Consider the following 15,489-nt stretch of genomic DNA (forward strand, 5'->3'; position numbering starts at 1 on the left):
CATTCAGCGAGAGGTGGTCATGAAAGGGTTCGAATTCCGTCGAGCAGCTGCGTGGAGCTCCGGCTCCGGCGCGAGCAGAATCTTCCTCGCGCTGCTGCTCTCCGCGTCGTGGGGCTGCGCCGCGGCGAAACCGACAGTCGCCATCCGGCCCGCGATCGGCACGACCTACTCGGAGCAGCAGGCGGGGCTCTCTCCAGCCGATCAGGCTCGGCTGGACGCGCAGTGTCCGCTGGGGCAGCCGCGGCTGCGGCGCGCGGAAGACTTCGGCATTACGTACATCGTCACGCGCGACGGCTATGCGCTGGAGGCGAGCGAGAAGGACCGGATCCCGATCTGGGTGTGCGAGCGGGTCACGCGGTATCAGGTAACGGGTCCGCTCACCGGCGAGCGCGTGAAGTTTCGCGCCGACCCGCTGCTGCCCGTCGAAGCGCGCGCCGTAGACAAGGACTACACCAGGTCGGGCTATGACCGCGGTCATCAGGCGCCGTTGGCGAATCAGCGCCGGAGCCAGCGCCTGCGCGACGAGACTTTCTTCCTGTCGAACGCGGTGCCGCAGAACTCGCGGCTGAATCGGCAGGCGTGGGCCGCGCTGGAGGAGCGCGTCCGCGATTGGGCCGAAGCGCGCGACACGATCTACTCGATCACCGGTCCGCTGTTCTGGGATCCGCGGGAGGACGATCCGTCGACTGCGCGCGGCTACGTCGAATACGAGTGGATCGGCAGGGGCGTGAGCGTGCCGACGCACCTGTACAAGATCATCATCGGACGGAAGCGCGACGGCGACGGCTGGGAATCCGTCGCGTTCGTGTTTCCCAACAAGCCGTACGACAAGACGGTGGACTTCAACGAGTTCATACGACCGGTCGCGTGGGTGCAGCGCCGAGCGGGGATCACCTTCTTCCCGGAGTTGCCGGGCGGCCAGGCGCCGGCGGTGATCAACAACGCCGGCCCGCTGTGGGACCCGCGCGAGTAACGGAGGATCACGTGCCGCAAGCGCCACTGGTCAGCGGATCGAAGATCGTCAACGGGCGAACCGGGAGTCCTGGCACGCTCGGCTTCGTCGGGGTCGGGCCGGGCAACGAACATGTTCTCGTGAGCTGTTATCACGTGCTCGGCAGGACCCGGGGTGCGACCGAGCCGCCGAGCGACGGCGAGCCGATCTGGCAGCCGGGTAGCGAGCTCACGAGCGAGATGATCGCGTTGACCAGGCTGGCGATGATGAACGCGCGGTTCGACGTCGCTGCCGCGCCGCTACTCCCCGGCGTTCCCGTCGCGCCCGAGATCCGGACGCTCGGTCCGATACGGGGTGTCGCTGACGCTGTCGAAGGCATGCGCGTCCTCAAGTTCGGCGCCGAGACCGGACTGACAGCGGGCGTGATCAGCTATGCCGGCGAGACGCTGATCGAGATCGCGCCGGATCCGGACGCGGCGGAGGAATACGTCCTAACCGAGCATGGCGACTCCGGCGCGCTCTGGGTCAGCCCCGGCGGGGAGGTCATCGCGATGCACTTTCAGGGCAGGGACGGGAACCGCGCGTACGCGCGGCCGCTGCCGTTCGTGCTGGCAACACTGGGCCTCAGCTTGCTCACAAACTGAATCTGCTCCAGGGATGCCTGAACCTCGCTCGTAGCCACGCCCCTGACGTCACTATCCCCCCGGGCCGGTATACGAGCACCCCGATGTGCATGTCTCGCGGATCACGATGCGCGAGAGCCCCGGGAGCGACGGGCGCAGCCGGTCCCAGATCCAGATCGCCAGATTCTCCGACGTGGGATTCTCCAGCCCCTCGATCTCGTTCAGGTAGCGATGATCGAGCTGGTCGACGATCGGCTTCACCGCCGTCTTGATCTCGGCGAAGTCGAGTACCCAGCCGAGCGTGGGATCGAGCGGTCCGCTGACGTGAACCTCGCAGCGAAACGAGTGGCCGTGCAGCCGGAAGCATTTGTGCCCCGGGGGCACGTTCGGCAGCCGGTGCGCTGCCTCGAAGCCGAACTCCTTGAAGATCTCCATGCGAGGATTTCGCTCTACTTCTTCGGCGGGCGCGACGGCCGCAGCTCCACGCGGCTCGGCAAGCTGCGGTCCGGCTGTGCGAGCAGATCCATCACTACGCGCGCGACGTCATCCGGCGTGAGCATCCAGTTCGTGTCGCTCGCGCCGGGCGTCCGGAACTCCGTCGCGACGGAGCCGGGCAGGACGCAGCAGACGCGGATCCCGTCGTGCCGCACCTCCTGCATCAGCGTCTCGCTGAACATGTTCAACCCCGCCTTCGACGCGCCGTACGCCGCGCCGCCGACGAACGGGTTCTTCCCCGCGAGGCTGCTGATGTTGATGATCCACCCGCCGCCGCGCTTTCGCAGCTTGGGGATCGCCGCGCTGCAACAGTAGAACACGCCGGTGAGATTCGTGTCGAGCATGCGCTGCCAGTCCGCATCGCTCGTATCGGCGACGTTGGCGAAGATGCCGACGCCGGCGTTGTTGATCAGGATGTCGAGCCCGCCGAAGCGGCTGACCGCGGTGGCGATCAGCCGATCCACGTCCGCGCGCTTACGGACGTCGGCGCGCACGGTCTCGAGCCGCTTCTCCCCCGTTCGCAGCGTGCGGCGCGCGGCATCGAGGCGCGACTGATTTGTGCCGCAGATGACGACGTTGGCGCCGGCGTTCAACAGCGCGGCGGTGATCGCGAGCCCGATGCCGCGAGAGCCGCCGGTCACCACGGCGGTCGTCGAATCGAGCTGGAGAGTCATCGCTCTCCTATTGTACCACCTGGCGTGCCGCGCGCACACCGACGGCCGCCCCGCCGCGCCGCGGATCCGCGACGCCCACGAGCCTCCCGTCCGGCAGCACGATGATCGTCTGCGTGTCGCCCTGGTAGCCCGAGCGCGTGCGAACCGCGTGGCCGCGGGCGCGCAGCTCGACCACCGTCTCCTCGCGTATCCCCGCGCGCTCGTAGAAGAGCGTGTCCGGCAGGTGCTGGTGGTGCAGCCGCGGCGCGGCGGTGGCGCTGCCGGCGTCCATGTCGAAGTCCACGACGTTCGAGATGATCTGCGCGACCGTCGTGATGATCGTCGGTCCGCCGGGCGAGCCGGTGATGAGCTTCACGCGCCCCGCGGGATCGAGCACGACCGTCGGCGTCATTGCCGAGAGCATGCGCTTGCCCGGCTCGATGGCGTTGGCCTCGCCCTGCACGAGCCCGAACTGGTTCGGCGTGCCAGGCAGCGCGGCGAAGTCGTCCATTTCGTTGTTCAGCAGGAAGCCCGCGCCGGCGACGGTGACGAGATTGCCGTACAGCGAATTGATCGTGGTGGTGACGGCGACCGCGTTGCCGCCGCGGTCGATGATCGAGTAGTGCGTGGTGTTCTCACCCTCGCGGCGGGCAGTGCGCGCGGTCCGCGCGAACGGGCCCAGTCCCGGAAGGACGCGCGCCGAAGGCGTAGCGCGATCGATGTCGATCTCCGCGCGCTTCCGCAGCGCGTACTCCTCCGAGATCAGCTCGCGCGTGGGCTGCGGCACGAAGTCGGGGTCGGCGAGATACTCGTTCCGGTCCACGAACGCGCGCTTCGCGGCTTCCGTCCACAGGTGCACGTGATCGGGCGAGTGGTAGCCGAGCGAGCGGAGGTCGAAGCCCTCGAGCGTGTTGAGGATCTGCGCGAGCGTGATCCCGCCGGACGACGGGGGCGGCATCGAGATGACCGTGTGCTCGCGGTACTCGAACACGATCGGATCGCGCCAGGGTGCGTCGTACGCGGCGAGATCCTCCCGGGTCATGATGCCGCCGCCGCGCCGCATCTCGGCTTCGATCAGCTCCGCCGTCTCCCCGCGGTAGAAGCCGTCCTTGCCGTCGCGCGCGATGCGGCGGAGCGTCGCCGCCATGTCGCGCTGCACGAGCCGGTCGCCGACGCGCGGCGGCTGGCTGTCCACGAGGAAGATCGCGGCGGTGGCGGGGAAGCGTCGGAGATCCTCGACGTTCGACTGGAGCGAGCGCGCGAGCCGCGCGTGCACGACGATCCCCTCGGCCAGATTGATCGCGGGCTGCACGAGCTCGGCCCACGGGAGGGAGCCGAAGCGCTTGTGCGCTTCCCACATCCCCGCGACCGATCCGGGCACGCCGGCGGCGAGATGTCCGACGAGTGCGCGCTCGCTCACCGCGCCGGTCGAGTCGAGGTACATGTCGCGCGTGGCGGCGAGCGGCGCCTTCTCGCGGAAGTCGAGCGCCGCGGTCGTGCCGTCCGCGAGGCGGACGATCATGAAGCCGCCGCCGCCGATGTTGCCCGCTTCCGGATTCGCGACCGCGAGCGCGAAGTGCGTCGCCACCGCGGCGTCGACCGCGTTCCCGCCGCGGCGCAGCACCTCGGCGCCGACCTCGCTCGCGACGCGGTCGGTGGTGGAGACCATCCCGTCGGTGCCGTAGGTCGGGACTACCTGGTCGGCGGGGAATGCCCAGCCGGCGGGCGCGAGCGTCGTGTCCGAGGGGCGCAGGTTGCCGGAGCACGCGCCCGTGGCGACGAGCGCGCCGCAGGCACACGCGAGGAAGAACAGTGCAAGTTTTCGCATCGGTAGTCTCATGATAGCGGATTTCGGCGGTTCCGTACGCCGATCAAGGTCTAATCCTCATCTCAGACCGGCTCGGACTCGCGCCGAATCCGCGCCAGCTCCTGCTCGACGCCGAGGAAGGTCGACCATTCGGCGAGATAATCCTGGTCGAGGCGGGAGTGTTGAACCTCGTAGACCCGAAGCGCATCGCCATACAGCTTCTCGCTCCCGCCGGAAAGGCTCGCCCAGCGGAGCTTCTGCAGAATCGTGTCCTCGGGCGCCGAAACCTTGAGGCGCGTGCCGAACACGTCCTCCTCGTATTTCCGCGCGAAGCGGCTCCGGTCGTACGCGTCATCGGTGAGGAGCCAGAAATCGACTTTGTCTCCCTCAGCGGTCTCGATCACGTTGAAACCGGTTCGATCCCGCACCGCCTCCCGCACCGCGGAATCGTCGTGATAGAACTCGGGAGTCGGGAATGCAGCGAGCAGCGCCGGCACCGAGCTGTCGTCCACCTCGACCACCACATCCAGATCATGCGTCGCGCGAGGCTCGCCCTGGAGACTCGATGCGACGGAGCCGGTGATCATGTAATCGATCCCGATCCGCTCCAGCGCGGCGACGACCCGCTTCAGTAAATCCTGTTGTGACATTTGTCGAGCCGGCGGCGGGCCAGAGCGCGAAGCTCCGCGGGCTCGAGGTCGGGGAACGTCCGCCGGAGCCCGTGCTCGAACAGCGATTTGGAGAGATCCGAAAGCTCGAACGCCTTTCGCAAGCGATCCTCCGGGGACATGCGCCGCAGGATGTCGAGGTAGACCGCGTGGCTTCGGCTCGGTTTCACGCGGATGAATATACCGTTCGGCTCATCCCCCGAAACTCTCCGCCTGCAGCATGTTCCAGCGCGTCCGCTCCCGCTTCAGCGGATGGAAGACCACGGAGCGCCTACCGGGGCGATCCCGCCGGCGCCGGCGCCGGTGCCGGCGTCCAGCTGTCGACTGCCGAGCGCCAGCGGCCGTCGTCGCCTTTCCGCCAGACGACCACACCCTGGCCGCGAAGCGTGTCGATTCCGCCCGATGGGTTCGGCATCGTGAACTGATTCGTGCCGAGGGAGTACGCCATGTTGCCGCCACGCCCGACGATGACCTCGTCGGTATGCCATGACACGGTGAAGTCGGGGAGGGCGTATGCGTCCGTGAGCATCTTGCGGATCGCGTCGCGTCCCACGATCGGGGGCTCACCGGGGCTGATCACCCTGGCGTCGTCGGTCCAGAAGCTGAGCGTCGAATCCACGTTGCGGCTCGCCGCCGCCGCCAGCCACGCGTTGTCCGCGTGGAGTATGGCATTGCGCTCGGTGTCCAGGCTCGGCTCGGACGCGCAGGCGACGGACAGCAAGGCAGCGGCGACTGCTATGGCTGGGGCACGCATGGGTTCTCCATTGTGAATGTTGGCATTGGCGGTTCGTTATGTCCGACTCTATCTGTGCTGATCGACGAGTAGCGCCGAGTCGCCTGGCTCACCTGCGGTTGCGCACGACGCTCAGCGTGAGGCTCGACGGATACGTCCGCGAGTGGTGCACCACGTTCCGCGCGGCGAGCCCCGCCGTCTCGTCGTAATTGTTGCCGCCCGTGTTCAGGTTGCGGTCGAAGCGCGGGAAGTTGGAGCTCGACACCTCGATGCGGATGCGGTGCCCCGGAGCGAACCAGTTGCTCGTCGTCATGGGCTGGAACGCCACCTTGTACACCCGCCCCGGCTGCATGAAGACCTGCCTGTCGTAGCCGTCGCGATAGCGCAGCCGCTGAATCGTCTCGTCCAGGTTGTACGCGCGCCCGTCCGGATACACGTCGAGCAGCTTCACGGTGATGTCCGTGTCCCTGCGGTCCGACGACACGTACACGGTGAAGTCGATCGGCCCGCTCACCTCGAGCCCTTGCGCGAGCGGCTCGGACGTGTACACCAGCACGTCGGGGCGCTCCTCGATCCTGCGCTGATCCATCGCGCCGCCGGTGAGCGCGTTTCCCTGGCAGCAGACGTTGCCGCCGAGCGAGGGCACCGGGTGCATGGGATCGTAGGTGAAGGAGTCGGGCCTGTCCCGCGCCGGCGGCCGCAGCATGAGCACGCCGTCGCCATTGAGCGTGTTGGCCCTGCCGCCGCTGCTCAGATAGAACGTCATCGGCTGCGCGCCGCGCGGCGGCCACGTGTCGCTGCTCTGCCATTTATTGCTGCCCATCGTGTAGTAGCGGACCTTGGGCATCGTGTCGAGCAGGCCGTTGTTCTCTCCTTTCAGGAAGTGGTCGAACCAACCGTAGGTGAGCGCGTCGTAGTCGTAGCGCGCGTCGCCCACGCTCCGCTCGCCGACGACCGTGTTCTCCGTCGCTCTCCTGTACGCGCAGTGCAGGGTAGGGGCGATGAAGGCGTACTGCCGGTTGCCGATGGCGGGGTCGGCGGTGCGGCGCACGTGATTGAACGTCGCCAGGTTGGGCCCGGTGCTGACGTCGTACCAGGACATGAACCAGAGTCCCGGGACGTTGATCTTCATGTTGTCGTGAAAGAGCCCGCCGCGGTACCACGCCGGATCGTTGGGCGCGCGCTGGATCATCGCGCCGCCCGTAGGAACGGGCATCGAGTCGGCGAAGATGCCGCGCGGGCCACCGGCGTTCTCGATGAGGTCCCGCGTCGGCAAATGCCAGAACGCTTTCGCCCAGTCGATCGGCGCGGCGCGCTGGGCGAGATCGAACAGCCGCGCGGCGCGAACGAGATATTCCTGCGACGTGTTCGGCGGAAACATGGGCCGGACCTGGTTCTGCTGGCCCGCGATCCAGGAGACGAACAGCAGCTGCACCGCGCCGCCGCGGTACCAGTTCCCCTGCTCGAAGTACGGCGCGACGCGGCCCACGCCGGCGCCGAACCCCTGCGGGACGATCGCCGCCAATCCTTTCGGCGCCCGGGCCGCGACCGCCATCTGCCACTCGGCCGTGGACGAACAGCCGATGAGGCCGACCTTTCCGTTGGACCATGGCCGGGACGCGATCCACTCGATCTCCTCGACGCCGTCGCTCAGCGGCGGGCCGAGGATGTCGTAGTTGCCCTCGGAGAAGAAGTGGCCGCGCTCGTTGCCGAGCACGAGCGCGTAGCCGCGCTTCACGGCGGTGAGCTGCGTAGTCATGTCCGCCGGCGCGCCGGTGGTGACGTCCCAGAAGTTCATGTTGTACGGCGTGCGCACGAAGACGGCGGGGACGCCTGCGGCCGCGTTCTTTGGGCGGTACACGTCGAGCTGCATGCGCGCGCCGTCGCGCATGGGGAGCATGATCTTGCGCTCGACTACGGCGATGGACTGGAGCTCCCGCTCGAGCGAGTCGCGTTGCGCGCGGAGCGCCTGCAGCTCTTGTGGGGTGCGGCCCTGCGCGAAGGCGGGGGCGGCGAGGAATGCGAGAGAGGCGGTGAGTGCGATACGGAGGCGCATATACGCTCCTGGAAGGCGGCTATGATGAAAGCGTGCATTCACGTGGAATTTCCGCCCCCGGCGGCCGAGGCGGAAGAGAGCTACTTACTGGTGGTCGGAAAGGAGACGGAGGGCACCTTTCTGATATAATAGTATGTCCCTTGACATAGAAATATGTCAGATGATATATTATTATGTCATAGGGAGGATTTGGCCATGGGATTCCTTACCACGCCTCTGGACAGCGCATTCGGGTCGAGAAGCAAGGTCCGGCTGCTTCGCCTTCTTGTCGAGCAGGATCGCACAGTCTCCGCGCGTGAAGCCGCGCGCCTGACCGGGAGCACGAACCCGGCGATGCTCGCCGCCGTGAATGAATTGGCCAAGCTGGGGCTCATTCACCGTGAGATTTCCGGCCGCCAATTTCTTTGCCGGGCGAACCGCGACCACAGGCTTTTCAAGACGTTTAAGCGGCTCTTCCGTGACGAATCGCATTGGCCCGCCACGTTTTTCGACACGATCAGGGCCAGCCTGACTGCCGTCGAGCAGAAAGGCGGGATCGTCTCCGGAGGTCGAGCTCATGTGACCGCTGCCTGGTTATTTGGAAGCGCGGCTACGGGCGAGGACAAACCGGGAAGCGACATCGACCTTTTTGTTCTGACCAGCGATGACGAGGGCGTGCAGCGGATTCTCGAGGCTATCGCTGACAACGTGGCTGGTTGGCGAAAGGAGTTCGGCGCCGACGTGCGGCCCGTTGTAATGGCGCGAGAGCAGGTCGCTACGCAGCTCCGCAAGGACAACAGGTTTTTGAGACGGGCAATACGTTCCGCCAGAATGATCATGGGCGAGATCCCGCGGGAGCTTTGCAATGGTAAAACGCACAACGACACGAAGAACCGATAGGGCTCAGGCGCCGAAATACGCCGATACCGGGCGCGTATTTCTGGCGAGCGCGAGAGCTCTCTCCGATGTGGCCGACGACGATGCCCCGTACGGCAACGCGATCGCGTTGCTGGCGATCCACGCGACGATCAGCTATACGGACGCCCTTTCGATCGCGTACGGCGAGAAGAGGAGCGCGGACGAGCACACGAAAGCCGTGGAGACGTTGCGCTCGATTCTCGGCAGTCTTCTGCCGGAAACGCGGGCAAAGCAGCTCCGGAAAGTGCTGCTGCTGAAGGACACCGTATCGTATCAGGGGTCCTACTATTCTCTCGCGCAGGGGAAGCAACTGCTGGAGGTTGCCGACTCGTACGGCACATGGGCGGCGGCCCTGTTGGAGCAAAGACCCGCTTAGGCGGGCATGTTCACTAGCTGGCCCGCTTCAGGATCCGGACTTCCTTCTCCAGCCGATTGCCCAGATGGTCCAGCTCCCGCTCGAGATCGAAGCGCGTCTGCAGGTTCAGCCAGAACCGATCGGTGGTGCCGAAATAACGAGCCAATCGCAGGGCAGTGTCGGCGGTAACGGCCCGCTTGCCGTGCACGATCTCGTTGATACGCCGCGGCGGCACGCTGATGTCGTGGGCCAGCCGATACTGGGAAAGTCCAAGTGGCTCGAGGAATTCCTCCAGCAATATCTCGCCCGGGTGTATGGGTGGAATCCTTCGTGCAGGCATGCCTACTCCCTGTGGTAATCCACGATCTCGACGTCGTGGGCGCTTGCGTCCGACCAGCGGAAACAGATTCGCCATTGATCGTTGACCCGGATGCTGAACTGCCCAGCGCGACGCCCGCGAAGCTTTTCGAGCCGGTTCCCCGGCGGAACCCGGAGATCCTGAAGTGCTTCAGCCGCTTCGAGCAGCAGCAGCTTCCGGAGCATGATCCGGAGCATGATCCTGAGCAGGCCCGGCGGGAACCGGCGAACCGGCTCGCGCAGAAACAGCCGTTCGGTATCCCGGTCGGCGAAGCTCCGGATCACGGTTGATAATAACGCGGGACGTTACTATACGCAAGGCTGGGAGGCATGGCGCACCCTAGCCACACTGGACTACAAAGCCGAAAGCGTTACATGGCTGCCGTAATCGAAGGGTGGCCATATTCGGGGACGGGAATCGCGGTTACGCGGTGGGTCGTTTCGGACTGGTCTTGAGATACGCCCTGAGGGCGCGACATACGGACCGCGAATCAGGAAACACCGCAGCCAATTCGGGGTCTAGCAGGATGAGATTCGTCCCTTCGGCATAGTGACCGGCGTACTTACCGCGGATGCCGCCGCCGAAGTCATACACCGGCCGCCCATCGCCCGTGTCCGCCTTGCGCGCGCTTTTCCTGGCGGGACTTCTCTTAGCAGCCTTCTTCATACCTGAACCGTTCTCGACGGGTAACGCCGAGCGCCAATGATTCGCGTGTTACCCCGCCATCCGTTTGGAAAGCTCGAATCGCTCATGATTTTCAGGGCCACACAGGGCGTCTTTCCCGCCTCAAAGGAGTTTTCGAAATTCCTCCGGCGTTAATCCGGCGTCGCGCGCAATACCGCCCATGGTAAAAGCATTCACCGGATTATTACGGGGAATCGTAAGGATGCGCTGATCGTTCGTCATGACGATGTGCTTGCCCTGGCGGGCGATTCGAAAGCCGACCTTCTCGAGCGCCCGGACGGCGTCGAGATGATTGACGCCCGGGATGCGCGGCACTTGTCAGGCCACCTCTACCTCGCGCACATCGGCATCCTGAAGGAGATCGTCGCGGACAGCGAGATAGTCGCGAATCGCCTCGCGAATATTTTTCAGAGCCTCAGCTTCGGTCTTTCCCTGTGACCAACAGCCGGGCAGGCCGGGCACTGAAGCGCTAAAGCCTTCGTCCGAGCGATGAAGTGCAATTTTGTATTTCACGAGGGAATCTCCACTACGGGAAGGGCTCCCACCAACATACCCTCGATCGGGAGAAAAGCGCCATCATAATGCGAGTACAGCAAGCAATCCGCGGCCGTGGGCACGTGGTTACGGTGCAGGCGCAGTAACTGGCACCTCCCGCCGCCGGGAGACGTCGCCGTCCGGGATCACGACCGCCAGCCAAACCGCACCCGGATCCACCCGCCGCACCCTCCACTCCACCACCCCCGGCCCGCGTCCCCTCCGCGTCACTCGGCGTGACGGCCGGCTGACGACCAACCCGTCCGACCGCAGCTCGAGCGTCCGCACCGCCGGATCCCTGACCGTCACACGGATCGTCAGCTGCTGACGCGCATGTGACGTCACACTGACGTCAAACCCCGAACGCGCGGGTGACGCCACCGGCCCGCCCAGCAAATCCGACATCAGCCACAGCCACCGGCTGCTCGGGTGCACCCACACTTCCTTATAGACGTACATGTTCTGCGACGGCCAGTAGGGCAGGTCGGTCGTGTCGCGGCTCTGCATCCCCACCGGTAGCGAGCCCACGAAATCGCCCGACGACACGCTGTACTGCTGCGCCCAGTCGTACCCCTCGCCGTACATCGTGCTCTGCGTGAACGGGTTGCGCCCGACGATCCACTGCGCTTGGGCGTAGGCGAGATCCATCCCGGCGCTGTCCCCCCGGAGACGCGCGGCCGCGGACAGCGCCTTGGCCTGCGACAACAGCACGCCGTAATTCCCGCGGCGCGCGAACCAGACCGGGAACGCGCGCAGATACCAGCCGTCACCCAACTCCATCCCTTGCAGCACCTGCGCGCGGTACGCCGCCCGTGTCGCGCCGTGGATCGCGCCGGAGTCCGGCACCTCGCGGACCTCGTCGCCCACGCGGTACACGTACGCGGGGAGCACGTTGTACGGCGCGGTCGTCGTCGCGCTCCGCTTCTGGTACTCAGCGTACAGCGCAACCGCGGCGTACCAGCTCATCCAGTCCACGTGATCGGGCAGTGTCTCGACGAGCTGGACGAGTGCCACGACCGGCGCCTGGTCATTGCCGCGGTGGAACTGGTGGAAGAGCGTGTCACGGTCCGGCCCCGTCCAAAAGAAGCCCGCCAGCGGGAACGCCGAGCCGACCGGCGTCTTCTGCTGCGACGCGACGATCACGCGCGCCAGCTCGACCGCCTTGTCCGCGTACTTATCGTTGCCCGTCGCGCGGTACAGCTCGAGCGACGCGGTGGCGCCGATGCCGGCGAGCTCGACCGGAGTCGCGGCGAACGCGGGCGTGTCGCGCGTCTCGCGCGATTCCAGTCCCACGATCGCGTGACTCCAGTCGTCCTCGGCCATCGCGAGCGCGCGCACGGCGAGCGTCGGCTCGCTGTCCTGCAGCACGCGGTACGCGATCGCGCCGGCGCTCGCCGCGATGTAGTTGACGTTGGGATTGTTGCGCGCGGCGCGCGTGCGATCGTCCTCGTCGCCGACGACGTTGTTGGTCCACAGGTTGTGGCTGGCGAAGTACAGGCGATAGCCGCCCGGGAAGCGCACGCGCATCACCCAGTCGAGCCCCCACTTCGCTTCCTCGAGCACGCGCGCGATCAGCGCGGGATCGCCGCCGCGCTCGCGCAGGCGCTCCGCGAGCGCGAACATCGCGTACACCGCTTCGCCGGTGTTGACCGTGCCCTGCGACAGGTCGCCCGCGTCGTGCCAGCCGCCGCTCATGACGATGCTGCCACTGCCGTGCGTGGCGAACCAGTCGAGGTGGTCGACGGGATGTGAGCCGGGCACGTCGAAGCCGCAGCGATTGCCGTAGAAGAAGTTGAGCGTCTTCCAGATCGTGCCGTCCCACGCGTCGTCGCCGATGCGGAAGGCGCGCGACTTTCTGTCGCCGACGTGAATCTCGTAAGTGCCCGGCAGTCTCCAGCCGGAGAAATCCATCTCCTGAAATGTGCCGAGGCGGGATTGCACCGGGCGCACGGGGAAGCTGGCGAACGCGCGCCCACGCTGCCCGTCGGGCAGACGCACGAGCTCGAACCTGGCCGCGGTGACATCGCTTGCGATCGCCGTGTTGCGCGAATGCGGGAGGTAGCCCGTGTGACTGAACGCGATCTTCCCCGGCGCGACGTTCCAGCCTGTGTGGTGGTCCGGCGTGACCTGCTGCAGCTCGATGCGGCCGATCTCGAACGCGACGGTGTCGCCCGGCAGCGCGAGCATCTTGTTGACCCAGTAGCCGATCTCGATCGCCGTGACGCGGTCGCGCGCGAGCGGCTCGATCTCCCACACGACGTTCGTCCACTTGTCGTTCTCGAGCGTGACGTGGTGGGTCCCTTCGCGGCCGTAGCGGTCCGGCACTTTCTCAGCGCCGTCGTTCCGCAGGACGATCGCCAGCGGCAGCATCGGAAAGCCGCGGACCTCGGCCTTGATCCAGAGGGAGAGGCGGTTGTACGCGCGCCAGTCCTCGCCGTCGAACGCGCGCCGGAGGTTGACGGACGACAGCCGGCTGCGCGTGGGCGCCGGCGCGTCGCGGAACAGCTGCATGTCCACGCGAAGGACGCGCATGTTGCCGGGGCGGGGCTTAGCGGGGAAGGTGACGGTGGCCGTGCCCGAGGAGCGCCAGGCTTCCAGGCGCGTCATGTCGTCGAGCGTGCGCGAAGCGTGGACTGGTTTTCGGAGCCACGCGAACTCGGCGGAGTGCTCGAGCGGAATGGGGCTGAGCGCGCGTTGCTGAGTCTGCGCTACGCTTGGCCCGGCCAAAGTCGCACAACAGGCCATCGTGAGAAGACATGCCCGCCGAAGCATTTTCATCCTCCGTTCTGTCGCGACGTTCCTGACATGAACGATCCTTCGCGCCGCGGGCCAGGTGGTCATTGCCAATAATGTTGCCATTAACTGCCAAAAAGCGGCAAGGCATCGGTTGTGGTCGATGGCATATCCAGTATTATTGAATATGCCCAAGCGCCCGCGTTATGCCAGGATCGCGATTACGCTGCCCGCGCCCGATCTAGCTGCCGCGGACGACATAGCGCGCGAGCAGGACCGGCCGCGGAGCTGGATCATCGCCGAAGCCGTGCGCCGGTACGCCCAGGTGCAGGCGTCCGACCGTGACTCGCTGGCGCCGGCTCCGCCGGCCGAGGCCGCGGGCCTGGGCAGCTCTCGCCGGGCCCAGCTCGTTGCCGACCTGCGGCTCACCGCTGAACAGCGGGTCCGCGCCGCCGAGCGGACTGCGCGGGCGGTACCGCGGCCACGGCGCGCAGCGGTACGGCGCGTAATCGTGTTCGATCGCTACGAAGACTATCTCGACTGGAAGCGCGTCGAGGGCGCACTGGGATGAAGCGGTACGACACACAGCTGGCGCTCGTCTGCAACCAGCTCAACGTGACCAAGGCCCGATACGTCGTGGTCGGGGCGGCCGCGCTCCAGCTATGGGGCAGCACCCGTGCTACCCGTGATGTGGACATCCTGATCGAGCCGACCGTCGCCAATGCGCGCCGCGTGCTTCGCGCGCTGGCCGCGCTCGGCTTCGGTCTCGCCGGTGAGCTGCTCGCCGAGGAGGTTGCCAGCCGGCCGGTTACGATGATCGGCGACTCGCCGAATGTTGATATTCTGACCCGCGCATGGAATGTCAGCTATGCCGAGGCTGCACTGACCGCCGCGATATTCGAGATCGAGGGAGTGAAAGTCCCCGCCGCTTCCATCGAGCATCTGATCGCGTCCAAGCGTACCGGGCGGCTACAGGACGCGGCCGATATAGAAGTGCTCGAGGAGATCCAGCGTTTGCGCGCGCGCAACGGCTGAACCACTCGCTCACACGCCGGTTCAGGAAAGTCCCCGACCAGCGTCTCGCGTGCTTTCGCGTGCTTTCCGCCACTCGTCGTCGAGCCGGAGCTCGCGTACCCACCGTTCGACGTACGCGGTATCCAGGCCGCCACCCTGGCTTTCGATGATTCCGGCGGCGTCCTCGATCTGGCGTTCCGAGCCGCCCGCGCGAGCCCACTCGAGCTTGGCGATCAGAACATCTTCCGCCGTTGCGAGGTAGACCCGCAGGCCATCGATCAAATACGCATGCCGCCGCTGGAACTCCGTTCGGCTGAACTCGCGCTCCTTGCGAATGATCAGGTCGGCCTTCCATGCGGTTTCGACATCAATGATGTTGAATTGCGACTGCTGTCGAAGGGCTGCCAGTGCGGCGTCCCTGTCCGCGTAGAACCGGTCTGCGGGGAATTCATCGAGCAGATCGAGTAGCTGCTGCGGCGTCGGGGCGATCACGACATCAATGTCTTCTGTCGCCCTGACGCGGCCGTGGGCTGAGCTGGCGAAGGAGCCGGTCACCATGTACGGGATCCGGATTTGATCGAACGCGGTGACGAGCCGCCGCAGAAAATCGTGGCCCGTCACCTGGGGCCGATCAAACGTCCGTGCAGTCTGTGCGTCAGCTCGCGGAGCAGCTCGTCTTCCGAGTGATCCGGGCGTCGGTCGCGCAGGCCCGCCTTGGCGAACTCCCTCGCCAGCTCGCTCATGCTCATTGCGAGAGCGAAGCGGGCTTCGGTTCCGAGTGCCTGGTGCAGGTGGTGTTGCAGCGACGCTGCTTCCACGGACGTATCCAATGCGCGCATGATATCGTTAAGCTAACATTTCCAGCGGCTTCCGCGGCATGCTCGAAGGAATGCCGGCGCAGCGTCCCCGGCCACCATACGGCAGCGG

Annotated in this window: 20 protein-coding genes; 6 read left to right on the top strand and 14 right to left on the bottom strand. The window is 66.2% G+C overall.

The window, feature by feature from the left end; genetic code table 11:
• Window positions 1–19: 19 nt before the first annotated feature.
• Window positions 20–973: a DNA/RNA non-specific endonuclease gene (locus WEA80_04820; GenBank protein ID MEX1185891.1), complete on the top strand. Its 954-nt coding sequence runs from the start codon at window positions 20–22 to the stop codon at window positions 971–973.
• 11 nt (window positions 974–984) lie between these two features.
• On the top strand, window positions 985–1,596 hold the full coding sequence (locus WEA80_04825; GenBank protein MEX1185892.1) for a hypothetical protein: 612 nt from the start codon (window positions 985–987) through the stop codon (window positions 1,594–1,596).
• Window positions 1,597–1,647: 51 nt separating this feature from the next.
• On the opposite strand, the gene queD is transcribed toward WEA80_04825, so the two are convergent.
• The 7 genes from queD to WEA80_04860 all read right to left on the bottom strand — a co-directional run bounded on the left by queD (window position 1,648) and on the right by WEA80_04860 (window position 7,987).
• Window positions 1,648–2,010: a 6-carboxytetrahydropterin synthase QueD gene (gene queD, locus WEA80_04830; protein ID MEX1185893.1), complete on the bottom strand. Its 363-nt coding sequence runs from the start codon at window positions 2,008–2,010 to the stop codon at window positions 1,648–1,650.
• Window positions 2,011–2,024: 14 nt separating this feature from the next.
• The gene (locus WEA80_04835) at window positions 2,025–2,744 is read right to left on the bottom strand and encodes an SDR family oxidoreductase (protein MEX1185894.1); all 720 of its coding nucleotides are present in this window, start codon (window positions 2,742–2,744) and stop codon (window positions 2,025–2,027) included.
• A 7-nt stretch (window positions 2,745–2,751) separates the two neighbouring features.
• Complete coding sequence (gene ggt / locus WEA80_04840; GenBank protein MEX1185895.1) at window positions 2,752–4,551, bottom strand: gamma-glutamyltransferase; 1,800 nt, start codon at window positions 4,549–4,551, stop codon at window positions 2,752–2,754.
• Between the two features lie 62 nt (window positions 4,552–4,613).
• Complete coding sequence (locus WEA80_04845; GenBank protein MEX1185896.1) at window positions 4,614–5,180, bottom strand: hypothetical protein; 567 nt, start codon at window positions 5,178–5,180, stop codon at window positions 4,614–4,616.
• Window positions 5,159–5,368 (bottom strand): hypothetical protein, encoded by a 210-nt coding sequence (locus WEA80_04850; protein ID MEX1185897.1) that lies wholly within the window; start codon window positions 5,366–5,368, stop codon window positions 5,159–5,161. The genes WEA80_04845 and WEA80_04850 overlap by 22 nt, the downstream gene beginning before the upstream one ends.
• Before the next feature lie 101 nt (window positions 5,369–5,469).
• Entirely contained in the window at window positions 5,470–5,952 is a 483-nt protein-coding gene (locus tag WEA80_04855; protein MEX1185898.1) for a DUF4440 domain-containing protein, read from the bottom strand.
• 88 nt (window positions 5,953–6,040) lie between these two features.
• Window positions 6,041–7,987, bottom strand: coding sequence for a CocE/NonD family hydrolase (locus WEA80_04860; GenBank protein ID MEX1185899.1), 1,947 nt, complete (start codon window positions 7,985–7,987; stop codon window positions 6,041–6,043).
• Window positions 7,988–8,182: 195 nt separating this feature from the next.
• Here WEA80_04860 and WEA80_04865 point away from each other — a divergent pair, with 195 nt between their 5' ends.
• Both WEA80_04865 and WEA80_04870 read left to right on the top strand, forming a co-directional pair.
• Complete coding sequence (locus WEA80_04865) at window positions 8,183–8,866, top strand: nucleotidyltransferase domain-containing protein (protein ID MEX1185900.1); 684 nt, start codon at window positions 8,183–8,185, stop codon at window positions 8,864–8,866.
• Window positions 8,867–8,933: 67 nt separating this feature from the next.
• On the top strand, window positions 8,934–9,260 hold the full coding sequence (locus WEA80_04870; GenBank protein ID MEX1185901.1) for a hypothetical protein: 327 nt from the start codon (window positions 8,934–8,936) through the stop codon (window positions 9,258–9,260).
• A gap of 13 nt (window positions 9,261–9,273) precedes the next feature.
• Here WEA80_04870 and WEA80_04875 read toward each other — a convergent pair whose 3' ends face one another.
• The 5 genes from WEA80_04875 to WEA80_04895 all read right to left on the bottom strand — a co-directional run bounded on the left by WEA80_04875 (window position 9,274) and on the right by WEA80_04895 (window position 13,422).
• Window positions 9,274–9,579 (bottom strand): HigA family addiction module antitoxin, encoded by a 306-nt coding sequence (locus WEA80_04875; GenBank protein MEX1185902.1) that lies wholly within the window; start codon window positions 9,577–9,579, stop codon window positions 9,274–9,276.
• Window positions 9,580–9,581: 2 nt separating this feature from the next.
• Window positions 9,582–9,881, bottom strand: a complete 300-nt coding sequence (locus tag WEA80_04880; protein ID MEX1185903.1) for a type II toxin-antitoxin system RelE/ParE family toxin — start codon at window positions 9,879–9,881, stop codon at window positions 9,582–9,584.
• A gap of 502 nt (window positions 9,882–10,383) precedes the next feature.
• Complete coding sequence (locus tag WEA80_04885; GenBank protein MEX1185904.1) at window positions 10,384–10,596, bottom strand: type II toxin-antitoxin system HicA family toxin; 213 nt, start codon at window positions 10,594–10,596, stop codon at window positions 10,384–10,386.
• Between the two features lie 3 nt (window positions 10,597–10,599).
• Window positions 10,600–10,794, bottom strand: a complete 195-nt coding sequence (locus WEA80_04890) for a type II toxin-antitoxin system HicB family antitoxin (GenBank protein MEX1185905.1) — start codon at window positions 10,792–10,794, stop codon at window positions 10,600–10,602.
• A 108-nt stretch (window positions 10,795–10,902) separates the two neighbouring features.
• Window positions 10,903–13,422: a glycoside hydrolase family 9 protein gene (locus tag WEA80_04895; GenBank protein MEX1185906.1), complete on the bottom strand. Its 2,520-nt coding sequence runs from the start codon at window positions 13,420–13,422 to the stop codon at window positions 10,903–10,905.
• A 313-nt stretch (window positions 13,423–13,735) separates the two neighbouring features.
• On the opposite strand from WEA80_04895, the gene WEA80_04900 reads away from it, so the two are divergent.
• Both WEA80_04900 and WEA80_04905 read left to right on the top strand, forming a co-directional pair.
• The gene (locus WEA80_04900) at window positions 13,736–14,119 is read left to right on the top strand and encodes a ribbon-helix-helix protein, CopG family (GenBank protein ID MEX1185907.1); all 384 of its coding nucleotides are present in this window, start codon (window positions 13,736–13,738) and stop codon (window positions 14,117–14,119) included.
• Complete coding sequence (locus tag WEA80_04905; GenBank protein MEX1185908.1) at window positions 14,116–14,583, top strand: hypothetical protein; 468 nt, start codon at window positions 14,116–14,118, stop codon at window positions 14,581–14,583. The genes WEA80_04900 and WEA80_04905 overlap by 4 nt, the downstream gene beginning before the upstream one ends.
• A 21-nt stretch (window positions 14,584–14,604) precedes the next feature.
• Here WEA80_04905 and WEA80_04910 read toward each other — a convergent pair whose 3' ends face one another.
• Both WEA80_04910 and WEA80_04915 read right to left on the bottom strand, forming a co-directional pair.
• Window positions 14,605–15,183, bottom strand: coding sequence for a hypothetical protein (locus WEA80_04910; protein ID MEX1185909.1), 579 nt, complete (start codon window positions 15,181–15,183; stop codon window positions 14,605–14,607).
• Entirely contained in the window at window positions 15,180–15,401 is a 222-nt protein-coding gene (locus WEA80_04915) for a hypothetical protein (protein MEX1185910.1), read from the bottom strand. The genes WEA80_04910 and WEA80_04915 overlap by 4 nt, the downstream gene beginning before the upstream one ends.
• Window positions 15,402–15,489: the final 88 nt, after the last annotated feature.

This window comes from Gemmatimonadaceae bacterium (assembly GCA_040882285.1).
In the GTDB taxonomy this organism is placed as follows: domain Bacteria; phylum Gemmatimonadota; class Gemmatimonadetes; order Gemmatimonadales; family Gemmatimonadaceae; genus JACDCY01.

Excerpts from the sequence above, each read along its gene's own strand:
- WEA80_04855 (MEX1185898.1), bottom strand. The coding sequence starts at position 5,952 with ATGCGTGCCCCAGCCATAGCAGTCGCCGCTGCCTTGCTGTCCGTCGCC.
- WEA80_04875 (MEX1185902.1), bottom strand. The coding sequence starts at position 9,579 with ATGCCTGCACGAAGGATTCCACCCATACACCCGGGCGAGATATTGCTG.
- WEA80_04845 (MEX1185896.1), bottom strand. The coding sequence starts at position 5,180 with ATGTCACAACAGGATTTACTGAAGCGGGTCGTCGCCGCGCTGGAGCGG.
- WEA80_04895 (MEX1185906.1), bottom strand. The coding sequence starts at position 13,422 with ATGACGCGCCTGGAAGCCTGGCGCTCCTCGGGCACGGCCACCGTCACC.
- WEA80_04820 (MEX1185891.1), top strand. The coding sequence starts at position 20 with ATGAAAGGGTTCGAATTCCGTCGAGCAGCTGCGTGGAGCTCCGGCTCC.
- WEA80_04860 (MEX1185899.1), bottom strand. The coding sequence starts at position 7,987 with ATGCGCCTCCGTATCGCACTCACCGCCTCTCTCGCATTCCTCGCCGCC.
- queD (MEX1185893.1), bottom strand. The coding sequence starts at position 2,010 with ATGGAGATCTTCAAGGAGTTCGGCTTCGAGGCAGCGCACCGGCTGCCG.
- WEA80_04905 (MEX1185908.1), top strand. The coding sequence starts at position 14,116 with ATGAAGCGGTACGACACACAGCTGGCGCTCGTCTGCAACCAGCTCAAC.
- WEA80_04835 (MEX1185894.1), bottom strand. The coding sequence starts at position 2,744 with ATGACTCTCCAGCTCGATTCGACGACCGCCGTGGTGACCGGCGGCTCT.
- WEA80_04865 (MEX1185900.1), top strand. The coding sequence starts at position 8,183 with ATGGGATTCCTTACCACGCCTCTGGACAGCGCATTCGGGTCGAGAAGC.
- ggt (MEX1185895.1), bottom strand. The coding sequence starts at position 4,551 with ATGCGAAAACTTGCACTGTTCTTCCTCGCGTGTGCCTGCGGCGCGCTC.
- WEA80_04900 (MEX1185907.1), top strand. The coding sequence starts at position 13,736 with ATGCCCAAGCGCCCGCGTTATGCCAGGATCGCGATTACGCTGCCCGCG.
- WEA80_04915 (MEX1185910.1), bottom strand. The coding sequence starts at position 15,401 with ATGCGCGCATTGGATACGTCCGTGGAAGCAGCGTCGCTGCAACACCAC.